At 63.1% G+C, this 16,830-nt stretch carries 21 protein-coding genes and 1 tRNA gene; 7 read left to right on the top strand and 15 right to left on the bottom strand.

Annotated features, from left to right (window positions below; genetic code table 11):
* Positions 1 to 4: 4 nt before the first annotated feature.
* From H3Z74_RS01390 to yajC, 4 genes are read right to left on the bottom strand one after another with little or no spacing between them, the layout of a single operon-like run.
* The gene (locus H3Z74_RS01390; protein ID WP_187762246.1) at positions 5 to 376 is read right to left on the bottom strand and encodes an Mth938-like domain-containing protein; all 372 of its coding nucleotides are present in this window, start codon (positions 374 to 376) and stop codon (positions 5 to 7) included.
* Positions 377 to 1,348, bottom strand: a complete 972-nt coding sequence (gene secF, locus H3Z74_RS01395; protein ID WP_187762247.1) for a protein translocase subunit SecF — start codon at positions 1,346 to 1,348, stop codon at positions 377 to 379.
* A 13-nt stretch (positions 1,349 to 1,361) separates the two neighbouring features.
* A complete protein-coding gene (gene secD, locus H3Z74_RS01400) occupies positions 1,362 to 2,963 on the bottom strand; it encodes a protein translocase subunit SecD (protein ID WP_187762248.1) in 1,602 nt (533 codons plus the stop codon).
* Between the two features lie 4 nt (positions 2,964 to 2,967).
* Positions 2,968 to 3,306 carry a preprotein translocase subunit YajC gene (gene yajC / locus H3Z74_RS01405; RefSeq protein WP_187762249.1) on the bottom strand — a complete coding sequence of 113 codons (339 nt, stop codon included), beginning with the start codon at positions 3,304 to 3,306 and terminating at the stop codon, positions 2,968 to 2,970.
* 154 nt (positions 3,307 to 3,460) lie between these two features.
* Between yajC and H3Z74_RS01410 the strand changes: the two genes are divergently transcribed.
* Positions 3,461 to 3,537, top strand: a tRNA-Pro gene (locus tag H3Z74_RS01410).
* A gap of 113 nt (positions 3,538 to 3,650) precedes the next feature.
* Here the strand turns inward: H3Z74_RS01410 and H3Z74_RS01415 are convergent.
* Positions 3,651 to 4,196: a PH domain-containing protein gene (locus H3Z74_RS01415; RefSeq protein ID WP_187762250.1), complete on the bottom strand. Its 546-nt coding sequence runs from the start codon at positions 4,194 to 4,196 to the stop codon at positions 3,651 to 3,653.
* 153 nt (positions 4,197 to 4,349) lie between these two features.
* Positions 4,350 to 5,213 carry an acyl-CoA desaturase gene (locus H3Z74_RS01420; RefSeq protein WP_229726817.1) on the bottom strand — a complete coding sequence of 288 codons (864 nt, stop codon included), beginning with the start codon at positions 5,211 to 5,213 and terminating at the stop codon, positions 4,350 to 4,352.
* Between the two features lie 175 nt (positions 5,214 to 5,388).
* On the opposite strand from H3Z74_RS01420, the gene H3Z74_RS01425 reads away from it, so the two are divergent.
* Complete coding sequence (locus H3Z74_RS01425) at positions 5,389 to 5,709, top strand: metalloregulator ArsR/SmtB family transcription factor (protein ID WP_187762252.1); 321 nt, start codon at positions 5,389 to 5,391, stop codon at positions 5,707 to 5,709.
* 222 nt (positions 5,710 to 5,931) lie between these two features.
* Here H3Z74_RS01425 and H3Z74_RS01430 read toward each other — a convergent pair whose 3' ends face one another.
* The 4 genes from H3Z74_RS01430 to H3Z74_RS01445 form a co-directional block, all read right to left on the bottom strand.
* Positions 5,932 to 6,156 carry a hypothetical protein gene (locus tag H3Z74_RS01430; RefSeq protein WP_187762253.1) on the bottom strand — a complete coding sequence of 75 codons (225 nt, stop codon included), beginning with the start codon at positions 6,154 to 6,156 and terminating at the stop codon, positions 5,932 to 5,934.
* A gap of 114 nt (positions 6,157 to 6,270) precedes the next feature.
* Positions 6,271 to 6,597 (bottom strand): hypothetical protein, encoded by a 327-nt coding sequence (locus H3Z74_RS01435; RefSeq protein WP_187762254.1) that lies wholly within the window; start codon positions 6,595 to 6,597, stop codon positions 6,271 to 6,273.
* Positions 6,598 to 6,730: 133 nt separating this feature from the next.
* Positions 6,731 to 7,402: an imm11 family protein gene (locus H3Z74_RS01440; protein WP_187762255.1), complete on the bottom strand. Its 672-nt coding sequence runs from the start codon at positions 7,400 to 7,402 to the stop codon at positions 6,731 to 6,733.
* 38 nt (positions 7,403 to 7,440) lie between these two features.
* Entirely contained in the window at positions 7,441 to 7,866 is a 426-nt protein-coding gene (locus H3Z74_RS01445) for a hypothetical protein (protein ID WP_187762256.1), read from the bottom strand.
* A gap of 263 nt (positions 7,867 to 8,129) precedes the next feature.
* Between H3Z74_RS01445 and H3Z74_RS01450 the strand changes: the two genes are divergently transcribed.
* The 4 genes from H3Z74_RS01450 (at position 8,130) to H3Z74_RS01465 (ending at position 12,095) form a co-directional block, all read left to right on the top strand.
* On the top strand, positions 8,130 to 8,618 hold the full coding sequence (locus tag H3Z74_RS01450) for a helix-turn-helix domain-containing protein (protein ID WP_187762257.1): 489 nt from the start codon (positions 8,130 to 8,132) through the stop codon (positions 8,616 to 8,618).
* Positions 8,605 to 8,748 (top strand): hypothetical protein, encoded by a 144-nt coding sequence (locus H3Z74_RS01455; protein WP_187762258.1) that lies wholly within the window; start codon positions 8,605 to 8,607, stop codon positions 8,746 to 8,748. Before H3Z74_RS01450 ends, H3Z74_RS01455 begins: the two co-directional genes overlap by 14 nt.
* Positions 8,749 to 9,276: 528 nt before the next feature.
* Positions 9,277 to 10,689: a glucuronate isomerase gene (gene uxaC / locus H3Z74_RS01460; RefSeq protein ID WP_187762259.1), complete on the top strand. Its 1,413-nt coding sequence runs from the start codon at positions 9,277 to 9,279 to the stop codon at positions 10,687 to 10,689.
* Positions 10,686 to 12,095, top strand: a complete 1,410-nt coding sequence (locus tag H3Z74_RS01465) for a mannitol dehydrogenase family protein (RefSeq protein ID WP_187762260.1) — start codon at positions 10,686 to 10,688, stop codon at positions 12,093 to 12,095. The genes uxaC and H3Z74_RS01465 overlap by 4 nt, the downstream gene beginning before the upstream one ends.
* A 102-nt stretch (positions 12,096 to 12,197) precedes the next feature.
* Here the strand turns inward: H3Z74_RS01465 and H3Z74_RS01470 are convergent, their stop codons facing one another.
* From H3Z74_RS01470 to H3Z74_RS01480, 3 genes are read right to left on the bottom strand one after another with little or no spacing between them, the layout of a single operon-like run.
* Positions 12,198 to 12,626 (bottom strand): nuclear transport factor 2 family protein, encoded by a 429-nt coding sequence (locus H3Z74_RS01470; protein ID WP_187762261.1) that lies wholly within the window; start codon positions 12,624 to 12,626, stop codon positions 12,198 to 12,200.
* 29 nt (positions 12,627 to 12,655) lie between these two features.
* The gene (locus tag H3Z74_RS01475) at positions 12,656 to 13,246 is read right to left on the bottom strand and encodes a hypothetical protein (RefSeq protein WP_187762262.1); all 591 of its coding nucleotides are present in this window, start codon (positions 13,244 to 13,246) and stop codon (positions 12,656 to 12,658) included.
* A 29-nt stretch (positions 13,247 to 13,275) separates the two neighbouring features.
* Positions 13,276 to 13,743: a cytochrome P460 family protein gene (locus H3Z74_RS01480; RefSeq protein WP_187762263.1), complete on the bottom strand. Its 468-nt coding sequence runs from the start codon at positions 13,741 to 13,743 to the stop codon at positions 13,276 to 13,278.
* A gap of 361 nt (positions 13,744 to 14,104) precedes the next feature.
* On the opposite strand from H3Z74_RS01480, the gene H3Z74_RS01485 reads away from it, so the two are divergent.
* The gene (locus H3Z74_RS01485; protein ID WP_187762264.1) at positions 14,105 to 15,073 is read left to right on the top strand and encodes a transporter; all 969 of its coding nucleotides are present in this window, start codon (positions 14,105 to 14,107) and stop codon (positions 15,071 to 15,073) included.
* Here the strand turns inward: H3Z74_RS01485 and pdxR are convergent.
* Positions 15,067 to 16,608 carry a MocR-like pyridoxine biosynthesis transcription factor PdxR gene (gene pdxR / locus H3Z74_RS01490; protein WP_187762265.1) on the bottom strand — a complete coding sequence of 514 codons (1,542 nt, stop codon included), beginning with the start codon at positions 16,606 to 16,608 and terminating at the stop codon, positions 15,067 to 15,069. The two genes, H3Z74_RS01485 and pdxR, sit on opposite strands and share 7 nt — an antisense overlap.
* A gap of 69 nt (positions 16,609 to 16,677) precedes the next feature.
* The gene (locus H3Z74_RS01495) at positions 16,678 to 16,827 is read right to left on the bottom strand and encodes a hypothetical protein (RefSeq protein ID WP_187762266.1); all 150 of its coding nucleotides are present in this window, start codon (positions 16,825 to 16,827) and stop codon (positions 16,678 to 16,680) included.
* Positions 16,828 to 16,830 lie beyond the last annotated feature (3 nt).

Below are 16,830 nucleotides of genomic sequence, written 5' to 3' on the forward strand. Positions count from 1 at the left end.
ACCGTCAGGCGAGGGGATAGAGCGCCGCGCCGATCCAGCGGCCTTCGCCGCGCAGCACAGCCCAGGCGCGGGCGGCGGCGCGGCTGTCCATCGCCTCGATGCCAAGACCGCGCGCCTCGATCGCCCGGACCAGGGAGACGGGCGGGCGGATCAGCGACGGGCCCGTGCCGAGCAGCAGGAATTCCGGCGGCGGATCGAGCGCCAGCAGCGGTTCGAGATCGGCGATGGTCAGCTCGGCGACCGCCGGCGGGGTCCAGCCATCGGCGCGTACCGGGGTGATGAGCAGCGCGGCATAGACGCCGTCGTCGATCTTGAAGCCGCCAGCCGAAAAGCCCGAGATCATCGGGCCATCGGTCCTGGCCTTTTCCATTTTCATTCAGGGGCGATCTTTGGGGCCGACCCGCTCCGCGGTCTGGGGTGCCGTCGGCGCATCGGGCTTGTTCGGGTCTGCGCGCAGGCCAAGCGAGATCAGCAGCGACGACGAGACATAGATCGACGAATAGGTCCCGACGAAGATGCCGAGGATCATCGCCGCGGTGAAGCCGCGCAGCACATGGCCGCCAAAGGCAAGCAGCGCGCCAAGCGCAAGCAGGATGGTCAGCGAGGTCATCACGGTCCGCGGCAGCGTTTCGTTGACCGACAGATCGATGATGCCGGGCATGTCCATCTTGCGATAGCGGCGCATATTCTCGCGGATGCGGTCGTCGATGACGATCTTGTCGTTGATCGAATAGCCGATGATGGTCAGCACCGCCGCGACGATGTTGAGGTCGAATTCAAGCTGGGTAAGCGCGAAGAAGCCGAGCGTCATGAGCAGATCGTGGACGATCGCGACGACGGTCGACACGCCGAACTGCCATTCGAAGCGGAAGATCGCGAACAGGCCGATGCCGAGCACCGCCAGCACCACGGCGAGCACGCCGTTGCGGATCAGCTCGTCCGACACCTTGCCCGACACGGTCGAATAGCGCGAGAAGGTGGCGCCGGGGAATTGCGTCGCCAGCGCGGTCTCGACCTTCTTGACCACGGCGTTGGTCGCGCCTTCATCGGCGCTCGCCACCACCGGCAGGCGAATGGTCAAGGTCCTGGCATCGCCGAACTGCTGCAACGTCGCATCGCCGACACCGAGCTTGTCGACCGCTTCGCGCACCTTGTTGAGGTCCGGGTCGGTGGCGAATTTTTCCTCGATCATCAGGCCGCCGACGAAATCGACGCCGAAGTTCAGGCCCTTGGCCCAGACCAGGCCGACCGCGGCGAGCGACAGCGCCATGGTCAGCGCGAACGCCCATTTGCGCAGGGATACGAACGGCAGGTTCGTATTGTCGGGAACGAGTTTCAGAAGGCGCATGAGTTTTCGCCGATCAAATATTGATGTCGGTCGGCCGCGCCTTGCGCAGCCAGAGCGCGACCATCATTCGCGTGAAGGTGACGGCGGTGAACACCGAGGTGGCGATGCCGATCAGCAGCACGACCGCGAAGCCCTTCACCGGGCCCGAGCCGAGCAGCAACATGATGATGCCCGAAATGGCGTGAGTCACATTGGCCTCGAAGATCGTCCGGCTCGCTTCCTTGTAGCCGAGCTCGACTGCCTGGACGACGTTGCGCCCGCGGCGCCGTTCCTCGCGGATGCGTTCGTTGATCAGCACGTTGGCGTCGACCGCGGTACCGATGGTCAGCACGAAGCCGGCGATGCCGGGCAGGGTCAGCGTGCCGTTGAGCAATGCCAGCACCCCGACGATGACGACCACGTTGATCACCACGGCGAGGTTCGCATAGACGCCAAACCGGCCATAGGTCAGCAGCATGAACACGACCACCGCGGTGACCGCGATGACCGAGGCGAGAATGCCGGCGCGGATCGATTCCTTGCCGAGATCGGGGCCGACGGTCGATTCCTCGACCACCTTCAGCGCGACCGGCAGCTTGCCCGAGCGCAGCGCGATGGCGAGCTGCGTGGCGGATTCGACCGTGAAGCTGCCCGAGATGCTCGCGGTGCCGCCCAGGATCGGTTCGTTGATGTTGGGGGCGGAGATCACCTTCTTGTCGAGGATGATCGCAAAGGGCTTGCCGACATTGGCCTGGGTCAGGTTGGCGAAGCGCCGCCCGCCCTGGCTGTCGAAGGTGATGACGACTTCGGGTTCGTTGGTCTGCTGGTTGAACGACTGGCGTGCGTCGGTCAGCTGGTCGCCCATGATAGTCGGCGAACGCCTGACCGCGATGACCGGCGCGCCCTGCGGGTTGTTCGGATAGGGCAGGACGATGCTGCCGATCGGCGCATTGCCCTTGGCGATCTGCGCCGGATCGGCGGTCAGGTCGACCAGCTTGAATTCGAGCTCGGCGGTTTCACCGAGCAGTTTCTTCAGGGCATCGGGATTTTGCAGGCCGGGGACCTGCACGACGATGCGGTTGCTGCCCTGGCGCACGATGGTCGGTTCGCGCGTGCCGAGTTCGTCGATGCGCTTGCGCACCACTTCGGTCGCGTCACCCATCGCCTGGTCGACCGCGGCCTTCAGCCCGGCATCGGTCGGCTTCATCACGATGCGGCTTGAATCGACGACGTTCAGGTCCCAGTCGCGCTGGCCGGTCATGCCGACCCCGGCCGTGAGCTTGTTGAGCACTTCGCGCGCGGCGTCGAGCTTGGTCACGTCGCGCAGCATGAAGCTCAGCGTGCCGTCACGCGTCGAGATATCGCCGATCTCGATTCGCGGTGAGGCCCGGCGCATTTCCGTCGCGACCTGCTCGCGCATCAGCTCGACGCGCTTCGTCGCGATGTCCTTGGTATCGGCCTCGAGCAGCAGATAGGAACCGCCGGCCAGATCGAGACCGAGATTGATCCGCGGGTGCGGGAACTTGCCCCAGGAGTTGGTGGTGCTTTCGGGGAGAAAGCTCGGAACGGCGAGCAGCATCAGCGCCACCAGAAAGGCGACGATCGACGTTACTTTCCAGCGCGGAAAATCCAGCATGGTGTCAGTCGTTCGCCGGCTTGGCGGTGCCCGGGCCGGTCACGTCGGTGAGCGTTGCCTTGACCACGCGGACCTTGACCGTCGGGGCGATCTCGACCTCGACGAAGCGGTCCTCGACCTTGGTCACCTTGCCCAGGATGCCGCCGGCGGTGACCACCGAATCGCCCTTCTTGACCGCCTCGACCGATGCCTGGAGCGCCTTCATGCGGCGTTGCTGCGGGCGGATCATCAGGAAATAGAACACGATGAAGACGAGAAACAGCGGTGCGAGGCTGAGGAATGAGCCAATGCCGCTATTGGCGGCGGCGCCGGCGGTCTGGGCATAGGCGGAGGGGATGAACATGGGTCTACCTGAATCGCGGGATGGCGGGACGGAGGCCCCGCGCTACAAGGGCCGGGCGCTATCATCATCACCGGGGACGCGCAACATTCGTGGTGCCGGGCGACACAGGCGCTTGCATCCTGCGCCACACCCGCATAGACGCGCTCGCCTCGGTCGGGGCGTAGCGCAGCCTGGTAGCGCATCACACTGGGGGTGTGGGGGTCGCAGGTTCGAATCCTGTCGCCCCGACCAAGATTTCCACATCAGTATATGGTTGGCCAGCGCCGCAAGGCGCTGGCGCTCGCTTGCTTTCAGACCAAAAGTAGATCGTAAGCTGGGCCGGGGTTCCAACGCTTTTGGGACGGCTATGCAGCCTGCTTCTGAATCAGTTCATACACAGCGCGCACGTCGGCGATGCGAATGAATTGCGGCGTCTGATCGAAGGTCGGCTGCCAGATGCCGAAATTGCCGCCATTGAACCAGTTTCCCGACGCTCCAAACCGTATCGTTCCGGTGCCGTCTGATCGTTCGTCAAACTCAAGTGCGGGCAATCGCTTTATATCGATCGATTTCGACGTCGAGCTTCTCCCTCGCTTGCAGATAAGGATGCGGCGATCCGTTACCAAATAAGCAAGGTTGCCACGAATCCGCATATCCAGCCAAAAGCGCCCGACTGTTATGTAAAGGCCCGCAACCAGGAAGGGCAGGCCAAAAAGTTTGAATGGCAGGTCCGCGCCATTCCCGTCGATCGCCCAAACGCTGACGTTCCAAAACAGTGCGAAGCCACCCCACAGCAAGCTGAACGGGATGAGGAATGCTTCGACAGGCCGGAGAATGATGCCGGTGCCTGGCTTGCCTTCCCATAACACTCGCTCGTGTGGAAGAAGTTGCCCGGTCAAGCTGTCCGACATTGCATTCCTCGACATTCCCTGAAGGTGCTCTGCCATCGCGTAGCGCCAATAAGCAGGCGTAACAACGCCTGGCGCCCGAAGGCGCGAGGCGCTGCGCGGCCTCAAGAATTACGGGATTTTGGGGACACAATATTAATTAGCAATATTGCGCTCCTATAGTCCCGGCTCGTGATGATCTGGCCGCGCAACCCGCGTAAGCGCATGATCTCGTGCGAGATGTTGAGGAAGCGCAATGCCCCATGCGAGCCCAAGTCGCCGCAGAAACACGATAAAAACATAGCCCCAGTCGCTCTGGCCGGGATAGAGGCCGATCCGCGCCGACCCGGGATAAGCGTGATGGTTGTTGTGCCACGCCTCGCCCATGGTGGGGATGGCGGCCCATGGGACATCATGCGCCTGCACGCCGGCTTCGTTGACCAGCCAGCTCTGCGGCCCCTTGCGATGGGCGAGATGTCCAACGAACCAATGTCCGGTGACCGAGGCACTGACCCGCACGCAGACGCCCCAGACGACCCAGCTCCAGCCGCCGCCGGCAAAGAGGATCAGCGCGATCGGAAGTTGCTGTGCCATCCAGGTGGCTTCGAGAAACCGATAAAAGCGGTCGCGCCCGACATCGCCGAGATCAAAGGCTGGTGGCCGCGTCAGAACCAGCCGGCAATGGAGTTGCCACCATCCATCGATCAGCATCGGTTTCCGATGAGCCAGATAGTCGTGGCAATCAGGCTGGCGTTGCGCCCAGTCTCGCAGATCGTGCGTCCGGATCATCCAGAACGGCCCGCTCATCCCGACGCAAGTACCGGCCCATACGAGACTGCGCTCCAGCCAGAGGGGGCATTCGAAGCTGCGGTGGATGAGCCGCCGATGAAAGCCGACGCTGTGCCCAAGGAGCAATGTGCCTCCCGTCAACGTCACAAAAACAAGCAACGCGCTGAGGCTGAACAGCTGCGGCGCGAACACCATCGAGGCCGCAAGCATGCCGCCATTCCACAGCGAATGGATCGGGTCCCAGCGAACCACGCCATCAACGGGATCGCATCCCGGTACTTCGATCAGGGTGTTGACCTCGCATCGGTCAGAGTGGGGGCATCGGTCGGGTTCGGATGTCATCATAATCTCCGAGGTAATTAGCTTATTGCTTAATTACCTGCCGCGCCCCTTGTCAAGCAGTTAGCTTATCCCTTAAATGATCCGCATGCAGAAGGTTTTCGAAGCGCTCGCCTCCACGCCCCGCCGCAAGATTCTCGCGTACCTCGCGCACACGGAACTCAACGCCGGGGAGATCGCGTCGCGGTTTGAAATGTCGAAGCCGGCGGTGTCGCAGCATCTCTCCGTTCTGGAAAATGCTGGCCTCGTGAAGAGCGAGAAGCGTGGACAATTTGTCTATTATCAATTGGTGCCGGACAATCTGGTCAACACACTGAGCTCTTACGCGCAGGAAGTCTGCCCTGTGTCCCGGCCTCTCAAGGCTGAAAGTGCGGCGATCGCGCGAGAACGTGGGCAACCAAAGAAATAGATGCGATTATGATGGCCGGCATAGGGTTTACGGTGAATCGCTACTCCCACAGTCACGCCCGCACCTGAAGATGTGGGGCGCTGTACAATCTGTGAAAGTCGTGATTAGCGGGCGTTGCGCCGATAGTAGCGCCACCGCTTGAATACTTGAACGGCCCCACCGATGATCTGCGTGGCTGACAGTATCAGCAGTCCGGCAAAAAAGAACATGACGCAATTAACGCTATGTCATGAGCCAGCGAATCCGCACCCGGATCGGGCTTGGGTAATAAGCGCATAATTGCAAAAAGATGATTAACGACAGGCAGATGCCAGCGCCACCAATAGCAAGCCTGGTCTTTGGCGCTTTCATTCGCAGGCGTTCTCGTGCCGAGAATGTAACGAGCAGGGTGACCATCAGGAACGGCAAAAAAATGACGTCGTGGATCGTCCATGTGGTCCAGCTCATTCGCGTTGTGTCCCCGTAATTCGCGCCCCAATCTCGATGCGAACAATCCTGCATAGTACCGCAAGCACAAAGGCATTCGTTTCAATGGGCTCGACTGTCGGCGGGGGCGATCATTCACTTTGGCGGATCAGGAACCCGCTCGCCATTGCGCAGCGGCTCCCAGCATTCCTTCCTCCAATCCAGAAACGCCAGGCTGGACGAATTTCCGCCGGCCAGATCGTAGCCAAGGCGCAGAATGACCGCACTATCATCGTGCCAAAAATAATCGGCGGCAGTCCAACCGGGCGGACGGTTCTTCTCATAGTCCTCATAAAAATCAGACAGGTGTTTTTCTGCTTCCTCAAGTGAGTAGCCGAACCCTGTCGAGAGTTCGCGGGCCAGCCTGTTAACCAGCCGGTCGAAATATTCATCCTTCTCATCGGCGGGCAAGGAGAGCGTCATGGCAACCTGTAGCTTTCAATGTTTGCCGTATTTTCAAAGCGATTGAGCGACGGGCGGAGCGTAATACGATGCACAGGAGTTCCGCATCCCAGTAATCACCTGATCTGCCGTAATTTTTATGATTGGGGGTGCTTTACACTTCTTCGACATGCTGTGAGCGGCCTAACCCATCGCAGGGGAGGTCATACCCCCTGAAGCCGTTTTCTATCAAAAACTGCCCAAGCTCCTGGCCCAAAAAGAACCGTTGAAGCCGCAAATCATACCAAAGCGCCTTGCCGGATATCATGGATTTCCTGACCGCGATCCTTGTCCTGCTATCGAAATTGCTGCGGTAATAATACCAGCCAGGGTGCTGATCGGGCTTCGGACGATATTCATAAACGTCCGCACAATGCTCAAGCGCAATGGCGTCGACCCGGTTGCATATGTGCATAAGCCAGCGCGATTTATCGACCGTCCCGTCCTCCAGAAGCACTTCCATGGGAAAGAATTGGTGAACGCCGGGCTCAAATCGTTCCACGGCGTCCTTGAAGCGCGAGCTCGCACCGGCGGGGGGTGAATGGTCGGGAAGGGGGCCAACCGAGTGGACAACCGACGTGACGAGCGGAAAGGCGGGTGATTCTGGATATGGGATGCCGGATGGTCCGCCGAATTGCCAGACATGGTCGGGATGTTCGGGCGGCAGCGCTTCCAGCGGCTGGCGCTGCTTTGCCCGGACGGTTTTCAACCAATCCTTTGATCGTTCATCCCATTCGAGGGTCGGGCAATCCTCGATAAGAATACTGTCGCATCGCAGCCAGGCCATCATCCGTCTCCGTCAGGCAGATTCGCGAGGTGACGCCGTCAACCCTGTTTCCAGCGCTTGAGGCTGGCAATACCTGACGCGGTGAAGGCGGCGAGGTGAATGAACAGAGCAAGCATTAAATACCCGGTCGCCGTTAGCAATGCGAAGCCATCGATCATGCTGTCACCCAACACGCCAGCCTCACGAAAATACAGAGATTTCCCCAACCCGAACATAGCGATCGCCGACGGAATGAAAATCAGGTGCAGGAGCCAGCCTGCCTGAATCCGTTGCGCTATCACCCAGACAAAGGCCGACGAGGCGATCGGGCCAAGCGAAGCAATAAGCCAGCCTATGACCCCGAGCGCGGTGATCCCTCCAGCATATTGATATACAAAAATCGTCGAGTTGATCGTGGTAACCGCAGTCAGTAGCGTCATGCCCGCTATGCCGGCGCCATAAGCAACGAATCCGAGCCGTTTCATCTCAGCAACATCACCGCATGGGTGTGTTTCCACAAGCGAGATTACGGCGCCAGTTTACTCAACTCCTGAACTCATAGAATGCACCGCTTACGCGATCGCTTGCCAGGTGAGCTTAAATATCATTTATATTCAAATAGATACCTGGTAATTCGCCGCACGCCCTGTTGCCAGAGATATGGTACAATCCGGTGTAACATATCTCCCCCGACCTTTGTTGCGAGCCTCGATTCAAACCCCATGCAGACCCGGTTATCGCAGGCAGCATGGAAACCCGTCCCTCGACCTTTGACCCCGATTATGTCCGCCAGGCACGCGAGCTTTACGCCGAGGGTCTGACCGATCGCGAGCTGGCCGCAGCCTTCGGCGTCTGTCGCATGACGATCTTCCGCTGGCGCGCCGCTTATCCCGAGTTCGCCGAGGCGACCCGGCTCGGCAAGGAGGTCGCGGATGACCGCGTGGAGCGCGCGCTGTACGAGCGCGCGATTGGCTATGAGGAGGAAGCGGTCAGCGTCTATCACCCGGCCGGCACCGAAGAACCGGTGATCGTGCGCTACAAGCGCGAGGTGCGCCCAGATGCCGCCGCCGCACTGCAGTGGATGCGCGCCCGCCGCCCCGGACTCTGGGCACGACCGACCCCGCCGCCTGAGAAGGATAAGAATTGGGCCGAAGAACTCCGCAAGGCGGCGGCCCGGGTCGCCAACCGGAAATCGCCGGAATCTCACGAGGCGCTGCGCTATCATGCCCGAGAATAATCCCGCGGCCGACGCCGCGCTGAAGGGCGTGACCGGACTGCGCAAATGGCAGCGCGAGGTGATGACCGCGATCCATGAGCATCTCAAAGATCCCGCGCCTCGGGCCACGGCATCGGCAAGTCCGCGCTGATCGCGATGCTAAACCACAAGCTGCGCTTCCCTCTCTTGTGCCCCCGCGAAGGAGTGTAGGGTTGAACATGCCCCGCATGTTCAAAGGATCGTCCGGGGGACGATCCGACCCGACACTAGCACAGACTGTGTCCCCGCCTTCGCGGGGACACAGAAGGGGGAAGTACTCAGAATGCATTATGTTCGCGCAGAGGCGCGGAGGACGCAGAGAGGATGTGCTCCACGGCACGGCTAATCTGCGATGATCAGCCCGCCCATAAAGCGGCGACTTGCGGCAGCGCGACGACCGCGCCGCAAAAAAACTTCGCGCCTCCGCGGCTCCGCGTGAACCCTCTTTCTGCAACGGCCACGCGGTTCGATTCAACATTGTTCGCCCCGCACGATCGCGGCAAGGATCCAAACCGCCCCTCAAGCCCAGACCCATTTGCTACCCGCCGATCTTTGCGGTTGCCGCCTGTGCCCATCTCGTCGCACTTGGCGGTATCCACCGCATCCCGCCCCGCCATCAACCGCTCGAGCCGATCCGCCCATGACGCCATTGCATCTCCACCCCGACCGCCTGTTCCCGGCCGATCCGCGCACCCGCGACATCGCGCGCAACCTGTTCGCGGGGATTCGCGACCTGCCGATCGTCAGCCCGCACGGCCATACCGATCCGGCCTGGTTCGCCGGCAACGCGCCGTTCCCCGATCCGGCGAACCTGCTGATCGTACCCGACCATTATGTTCTGCGCATGCTGAAGAGCCAGGGCGTGCCGCTCGAGGCGCTCGGCGTGCCGACGCTCGACGGCTCGCCGTTCGAGACCGATCCGCGTGCGATCTGGCGGCGGTTCGCGCAGCAGTATCCGCTGTTCCGCGGCACGCCGTCGCGGCTGTGGCTCGACTATGTCTTTGCCGAGGTCTTCGGCATCGACGTGCGGCTGGAGGCGGCCACCGCCGATCTTTATTACGACCGGATCGCAGCGGCGCTGGCGACCGAGGCGTTCCGACCGCGCAGCCTGTTCGAACGGTTCGGGATCGAGGTCATCGCGACCACCGAGGGCGCGCTCGACACGCTCGACCATCACCGCGCGATCGGCGACAGCGGCTGGGCCGGGCGCGTCGTCACCGCCTATCGTCCCGATGCGGTGACCGATCCCGATGCGGTCGATTTCACGGCGAACATCGACCGGTTCGGCGCGCTTGCCGGCGAGGATGTGTCGAGCTTTGCCGGCTATTTGCGCGCGCACCAGTCGCGCCGCGCCTTTTTCCGATCGATGGGCGCGACCTCGACCGATCATGGCCATCCCGGCGCCACCACCGCCGACCTCAGCGCTGCCGATGCCGAGGCATTGTACCGGAAAGCGCGCGCCGGCCGTGCGACCGCCGTCGAGGCCGAATTGTTCCGTGGCCAGATGCTCACCGAAATGGCGCGGATGAGCATCGAGGACGGCATGGTGATGCAGCTCCATCCCGGCGTCCATCGCAGCCACAACCCGCACGTGCTGGCGCGCTTCGGGCGCGACAAGGGCGGCGACATCCCGCTTGCCGGATCGTTTGTCGATGCGCTGAAGCCGTTGCTCGACGCGCATGGCTCCGATCCGCGCCTGACGCTGATCCTCTTCACGCTCGACGAGACGACCTATTCCCGCGAACTCGCGCCGCTCGCCGGTCATTACCCCGCGCTGCGCATCGGCCCGCCTTGGTGGTTTCATGACAGTCCGGAAGGGATGCGCCGCTTTCGCGAACAGACCACCGAGACCGCCGGCTTCTATAATGGCGTCGGCTTCAACGACGATACCCGCGCATTCCTGTCGATCCCGGCGCGGCACGATGTCGCGCGGCGGATGGATTGCGGCTTCCTCGCGCAACTCGTCGCCGAGCACCGGATCGACGAGGACGAGGCGCATGAGGTCGCACGCGCGCTGACCTATGATCTGGTCAAACAGGCGTATAGATTGTGACGCGCCTGTCTACCGCCACATTGCCCGGGCTGCGGGCCGGCATCGAACGCCCGCGCTACGACCGTGCCGGGGTCAGGACGGGGGTCGTCCATCTCGGCATCGGCGCCTTTCACCGCGCGCATCAGGCGTTCTTTTTCGAGCATGCCCTGAACGCCGGGGACTTGCGCTGGGGTGTGACCGGCGCGTCACTGCGGTCGCCGGCGGCGCACGAGGCATTGGCGCCGCAGGACGGACTCTATTCGGTCGTCACGCGTGACGGGGCGGACGAGCGGGTGCAGGTCGTCGGCGCGGTACGCGATGTGCTGGTCGCGCCGCAGGATCCGGCGGCACTGGTGGCAAGACTCGCCGCGCGCGACACGCATATCGTCACGCTGACCATCACCGAGAAAGGCTATGCGTCCAGTGCGTCGGACTCCGCCGCCGGCTATCTCGCTGCCGCACTCGCGCAGCGCCGGGCGAACGGTATCGATCCCTTCACCGCCATCTCGTGCGACAATCTTTCCGACAATGGCGGCCGCCTGAAACAGGCGGTGCTGGCCGCCGTGCCGAAGGGCGACCTGGCGCTTGCCGACTGGATCGAGCACCAGGTCGCTTTCCCCTCGTCGATGGTCGACCGCATCGTTCCCGCAACGCTGGAGGACGATATTGCCCGCCTCACGGCCCGGATCGGGGTCGAGGACCGCGCGATGGTCAAGACCGAACCGTTCCGGCAATGGGTGATCGAGGATCGCTTCAGCGGCCCGCGCCCCGATCTCTCGGCGGCGGGCGTCCAGCTCACCGCCGACGTTGCGCCATGGGAGGAAGCCAAGCTCCGCCTGCTCAACGGGTCGCATTCCGCGATCGCCTATCTGGGCGGCCTGGCCGGCATCGACTTTGTGCATGAGGTGATTGCACTCCCCGCCGCGCGCGCGCTGGTCGAAACGCTGATGGACGAAACGGCGGCAACGCTGGCCCCGCCGCCCGGGCTGGACCTTCCCGCCTATCGGGCGGCGCTGCTGGCCCGCTTCGCCAACCCGGCGCTGCAGCATCGCACGCGCCAGATCGCGATGGATGGATCGCAGAAATTGCCGCAGCGGCTGCTCGCGCCGATCCTGGCGCGGCTCGATCGCGGGCGTGCCGCGCCGGCGCTGACCCTGGCGGTGGCGGCGTGGATGGCCTGGACCGGCGGACGCAATGATCTCGGCGCGGTGCATGGGGTCGAGGACCCGCTGGCGATGGTGATCGCCGATGCGCTGGGCAATGCCACTGCCCCGGAAGATCGCGTGGCGGCATTGCTTTCATTGCGGCAGATATTCCCGGCGCGCCTTGCCGATGAACAGGCCTTTCGAAAGGCGCTGATCGCCGATCTGGCACTGCTGCAGGATCAGGGCGCACGCGCCGCTTTTGAGCGCTTTTCGGGGCGGTAGAGGGGTTTCGAGTTGCGTTGATCCAACTTCCTTTCCTTCGCCCTGAGCCCGAACGGGGGAGGTAATTCCGCCAAGCGTAAGGCGCGCCGGCTCGCAATCCATTCACGGCATGCGGGTGACCTGGATATGCACCGCCTGCCACCGCCCCTTGATGCGGCGGAACGTGTCGGAAAAGCGGAAGCGGCTGGTGAATGCCTTGCCGCCGGACGTTCCTTTCAACAGCGTTTCCGCGCCGACGATCCCGGCATCGGGACCGAGCTGCGTCACCGTCCGGTCGATGAGGACGACGGGCTCGAAACTGTCATCCGCCCCGGACCACCCCTCGATGAAATCGCGCTTGCCAAGCCGTTTGCCCGACCCGTCGATAAACACCAGATCATCGGACACCATCCTGGTCAGTGCCGCGCCATCCTTGGTCAGCTGCGCCTTGTCGAACGCGTCGGCGAAGGCGATCAGTGTGTCCTGCCCGGCCGGCGCCGCAGCGACAGGCGTGGCGATCGCCAGGGCCAGCATCATGATCGGCAGTCTCATCTTCATTCTCCTGATCCCCTGTCGCAGCATCAGTCCGCCCGCCTGAAATCGGAAATCCAGTTCACTTCCCAGGTCTTCCCGGCATCGCCGGAGAAGGACTGCTCGATCCTGAAGCCCTTGTCGACCACCGGAGAGAAGATGAAGCGCACGAAGATCTGGCGGTCGCCGAGCATATCCTGATTGTAGAATTCGCCACGCCCCCTGGCATCGAACCCGCCGATCATTGCCGGCGTGATCGCACCGTCCCTGGCATTGGCCCAGCTGATCTTCCATTGCCGTGATGCCGGGTCGTAGAGCCTGAGGCTCAGCCCCTGGATTTTTCCACCGGGCCCGGAAACGCTCAGCTCGCCGAGATTGGCGTTGCCGTCCCACACTTTGCGGACCACCGATGTGCCGTCATATTCGATCCATTCGGTCGATCCGGTCAGCGGGCGGAGGCGGCGCGAGATATGGGCGGTCCAGGTGCCGAACTCGAAATCGAAATCGCGCGCGCCGTCGCGCAGGGCGGGCATGGACTGACCGGCGGGCCGTTCCGCTGGAGTGGGGGACTGGGCCTGGCCGAGGCCGGGCTGAAAGGCGATCGCGCCGGCGACCAGCGTCAGAAATGCGATGTTGATCATTGCTGTTCTTCCTGGCGTGACGCTGCCGGTCACGGATCGACGAAGTTGCTGAAGACATGATCGCGCTTGGCGGTCTCGTGACATGCGGCGCAGACCTTGACCGCCTGATCGCCGGTCACGCTGATCTTGGTGCGGCTGTCCCCGTCGAATTCGACGAAGCGCCAGCCGCCGTGCCGTTTCTCCATCACATCGACCAGTTTGCGTGTGGTCGGATCGATCGTGCCGGGCCCGGTCTTCACATCGTGAACGTCGAACACCAGGACCGATCCGAGCGGAAACGTGCCGGTGCGATATCCGGTCATGGCGCGGTCGTTGGCATAGATATAATGGATGCCGCCGTAGCGCGGAAAGCCGGGATTGCCCTCGCCGATATAGCCGCTCGAAATATGCTGCCATTTGCGGAAATTTGCCGGATAGGCAATTTCCGGCTCCTGGGTGGAACGCGCCGTGGCGACGGTCGCGACGGCAGCGAGCGCGATAATGCCGAGCAATTTCATGACCGTCGGTGTGCGGCACGGGGTGACGGGCGACAACAGCCACTTGCCGCCGATTTGACCTGACCACTTTGCGCCGAACGGATTTTCCGCTCGTGCTGACGACCTCCATGTCGCTGTTCCATCAGCCAAAAGTGCATTTTGCGCCCGGCCGCCGGGTCATGCGCGTCCAAAGTGGACTGATACAAATCCCCGGAGGTGGAGCTTGTTGGTGGTGATCGTCCGCCCGAGACCTTCCGCTCGATCGGGAAGGTCTCAGCCATGATGGAACACGACAGGACGGGGAAGGTCGGGGCGTGACCGGCCAGGGTTCGAACGCAAGCGCCGGGATGGCGCCCGGCCACCGCGATGCGATGGGCGCGCCATGACCGGATGGCCGAGACTATTTCTGTGCTTCGTGACCGCGGGCCTGTGCCAGGCGCCGGCACTGGCGCAGGATCTGCCGGTCGCGCCGGCGACGGCGCTGCCGGAACGTCAGCCGCTCGATCAGGCGTGGTGGACCGGTCCGATGCTGGCCAATTCGGCGGGGGCGCTGCCGCGCGGCCATGCGCTGATCGAAACCTATGTCTTCGACCGGATCACCGCCACGTCGCACGGGTTCGGGTCGCTCACGTACATGCTCTATGGCGTGACCGACACGCTGACCATGGGCGTGAAGCCGTCCTTCGGTTTCAACGCGATCAAGCAGGGCCGCAACGGCTCCGGCGTCGCGATGGGCGACCTTACCTTGTCGGCGCAGTACCGGCTGGCCTCGTTCGATGCGGAGCGATCAACCCCCGCGGTTGCGCTCTCGGTGCAATATTCGCTGCCGACCGGAAAGCATGACCGGCTCGGCGACCGGCCGGCCGACGGGCTGGGGAGTGGCGCTCACACCACCACCGTCTCGGTTTATGCGCAGCAGTATTTCTGGTTGCCGAACGGTCGTATCTTTCGCGCCCGGCTCAATGCTTCGACCGCGTTTTCCGATCATGCGACGCTCACCGATGTCAGCGTCTACGGCACACGGGACGGGTTTCGCGGCCGCGCCCGGCCGGGGCAATCGTTCAGCCTCGGTGTCTCGGGCGAATACAGCCTGACGCGCAGCTGGGTGCTGGCGCTCGACCTGATCTACAGTCACGACAATCCGACCCGCGTACAAGGGTTCGACATTCGCGACGTCGGCAACCCGGTTCGCTACCGCTCCGGGGCGAGCGACGGGTTCGCGATCGCACCGGCGATCGAATATAGCTGGAAGCCCAATCTCGGCGTGCTGCTCGGCACGCGCTTCGTTCCCAAAGGGCATAACGTCACCGCATCGATCACCCCGGCGGTGGCGATCAACTACGTCTATTGATCCGCGACCTCGCGCATCGTCCGCTGCACCAGCGCCATCGCGCGGCGGATCGTCGCGTCGTCCATCGACCCCAGCCCGAACACCAGCCCGGCCTTGCCCGCGGGGCCGAGATAATAACGCTTCAGGCTGCGGATCTGGACATTGCGCCGCAACAGCGTAGCGGCCACCGCATCGACATCGATCGCGCCGTTGGACATCGCCGTCACATGCTGGCCATAGGAGGATTCGATCGGCTCGAGCCACCCGGCGAAATCCTCGCGCAGCAGGTCGAGCAGCAATTGCCGGCGGTCGCCATAGACGCGCCGCATCCGGCTGATGTGCCGCGTCAGATGACCGCCGGCGATGAAGCCGGTCATCGCCGCCTGGGCGGGCAGTGAGCAGGGACCGTCGATGCAGATCTTGGCAGTCACCAGCACGCTCTTCGCCCAGGACGGCGGCAGAATGAAACCAAGCCGGATATTGGGTAGAGTCGATTTGGAGAAAGTGCCGACATAGAAGACGACATCGTCCTCGTCGGCGGTCTTCAGCGCCTGGATCGGCCCGCCCTTGGCGCGGAACTCGCCATCATAATCATCCTCGATGATGATCGCGCCGCGCGCACGCGCGAACCGGATCAGCGCCGCGCGGCGTTCCTTCGATAAGGTCGATCCGAGCGGGAACTGGTGCGACGGGCTGACGCAGATGATGTCGACATCGGCCGGCAGCGATTCCACCATCATGCCATCGCCATCGACCGCGATCGGGCAGAGCCGGGCGCCGGCCGCCGCAAAGGGAATGCGCGTCGGCGTATAGCCCGGGTCCTCGACCGCAACGACGGTCCGGCCCGGATCGACCAGGATGCGCGCCAGCAGGTCGAACGCCTGTTGCGTGCCGCTGGTGACGACCAGGTCATCGGCATGGCAGGCGATTGCGCGCATCACCGACAAATGCATCGACACTGCCGATCGCAGATCTGGGTCGCCTTGCGGATGGCCATAGTTGAACGGCGCCCGCTCGAACGCGCGGACCTTCTGCGCCGAGACGCGGCGCCAGATGGCGAACGGAAAATGCTCCAGGTCGACCAGGCCGGGACGGAAATCGAAGCGCTCTGGATAGTGCGCCACGTCCGCCGCCTGGACGGTTCCGTCATCGAAAAAACCGAAGGCCGATGTCACATCGGGTCGGAACCAGAAGGGGTTGAGGCGATGGTCCGCTTCGGCATCCGGCGATCGTGCCGCATGCGCGGCCGGCAGCCGGTCGGCGACATAGGTCCCCGAACCGTGCCGCGCAGTCAGATATCCTTCGCCCAGCAATTGATCATAGATGCTCACGATCGTGGTGCGCGCCATGCCGAACAGGGCTGCCGACTTGCGGCTCGACGGCAATTGACTGCCCGGCTTCAACCGCCCGTCGAGAATGGCCGCCTTGAGCTGTTCTTGGAGGTGACGCGACCGGTGCGGCGTGTCCGCCGTTCCCATATCCAGCTCGACTTCGAAAATCGCCACACCCAATCGCCCCGATTTCACCGTGCCGAACGCCCGGGCAGTCAACGCCATGGGGCGACGAAATTCAATGCCCAGCTTCGGTCCGGCCCTGAACCCCAGCCTTGAACCCCGGCGCTGAGCCTAGCTCTGGGCTCCGGTCTTGAGCCATCCGCTGGCCGGCAGGATCGCGAATGTTGCCGGCGGTACGGCACAAGTCTGAACTTCCGCGCGCAGTCGCTTGCCTTCGGCCGGCAATTCGCCATTGTCCGCCAACCCAGCCGATGGAGTCATCCT

The organism is Sphingomonas alpina (assembly GCF_014490665.1).
In the GTDB taxonomy this organism is placed as follows: Bacteria; Pseudomonadota; Alphaproteobacteria; order Sphingomonadales; family Sphingomonadaceae; genus Sphingomonas; species Sphingomonas alpina.

What these genes read in the sequence shown, in the direction of transcription:
- H3Z74_RS01390 (WP_187762246.1), bottom strand. Translation starts at nt 376, where the DNA reads ATGAAAATGGAAAAGGCCAGGACCGATGGCCCGATGATCTCGGGCTTT.
- secF (WP_187762247.1), bottom strand. Translation starts at nt 1,348, where the DNA reads ATGCGCCTTCTGAAACTCGTTCCCGACAATACGAACCTGCCGTTCGTA.
- secD (WP_187762248.1), bottom strand. Translation starts at nt 2,963, where the DNA reads ATGCTGGATTTTCCGCGCTGGAAAGTAACGTCGATCGTCGCCTTTCTG.
- yajC (WP_187762249.1), bottom strand. Translation starts at nt 3,306, where the DNA reads ATGTTCATCCCCTCCGCCTATGCCCAGACCGCCGGCGCCGCCGCCAAT.
- H3Z74_RS01415 (WP_187762250.1), bottom strand. Translation starts at nt 4,196, where the DNA reads ATGTCGGACAGCTTGACCGGGCAACTTCTTCCACACGAGCGAGTGTTA.
- H3Z74_RS01425 (WP_187762252.1), top strand. Translation starts at nt 5,389, where the DNA reads ATGCAGAAGGTTTTCGAAGCGCTCGCCTCCACGCCCCGCCGCAAGATT.
- H3Z74_RS01430 (WP_187762253.1), bottom strand. Translation starts at nt 6,156, where the DNA reads ATGAGCTGGACCACATGGACGATCCACGACGTCATTTTTTTGCCGTTC.
- H3Z74_RS01435 (WP_187762254.1), bottom strand. Translation starts at nt 6,597, where the DNA reads ATGACGCTCTCCTTGCCCGCCGATGAGAAGGATGAATATTTCGACCGG.
- H3Z74_RS01440 (WP_187762255.1), bottom strand. Translation starts at nt 7,402, where the DNA reads ATGGCCTGGCTGCGATGCGACAGTATTCTTATCGAGGATTGCCCGACC.
- H3Z74_RS01445 (WP_187762256.1), bottom strand. Translation starts at nt 7,866, where the DNA reads ATGAAACGGCTCGGATTCGTTGCTTATGGCGCCGGCATAGCGGGCATG.
- H3Z74_RS01450 (WP_187762257.1), top strand. Translation starts at nt 8,130, where the DNA reads ATGGAAACCCGTCCCTCGACCTTTGACCCCGATTATGTCCGCCAGGCA.
- H3Z74_RS01455 (WP_187762258.1), top strand. Translation starts at nt 8,605, where the DNA reads ATGCCCGAGAATAATCCCGCGGCCGACGCCGCGCTGAAGGGCGTGACC.
- uxaC (WP_187762259.1), top strand. Translation starts at nt 9,277, where the DNA reads ATGACGCCATTGCATCTCCACCCCGACCGCCTGTTCCCGGCCGATCCG.
- H3Z74_RS01470 (WP_187762261.1), bottom strand. Translation starts at nt 12,626, where the DNA reads ATGAGACTGCCGATCATGATGCTGGCCCTGGCGATCGCCACGCCTGTC.
- H3Z74_RS01475 (WP_187762262.1), bottom strand. Translation starts at nt 13,246, where the DNA reads ATGATCAACATCGCATTTCTGACGCTGGTCGCCGGCGCGATCGCCTTT.
- H3Z74_RS01480 (WP_187762263.1), bottom strand. Translation starts at nt 13,743, where the DNA reads ATGAAATTGCTCGGCATTATCGCGCTCGCTGCCGTCGCGACCGTCGCC.
- H3Z74_RS01485 (WP_187762264.1), top strand. Translation starts at nt 14,105, where the DNA reads ATGACCGGATGGCCGAGACTATTTCTGTGCTTCGTGACCGCGGGCCTG.
- pdxR (WP_187762265.1), bottom strand. Translation starts at nt 16,608, where the DNA reads ATGGCGTTGACTGCCCGGGCGTTCGGCACGGTGAAATCGGGGCGATTG.
- H3Z74_RS01495 (WP_187762266.1), bottom strand. Translation starts at nt 16,827, where the DNA reads ATGACTCCATCGGCTGGGTTGGCGGACAATGGCGAATTGCCGGCCGAA.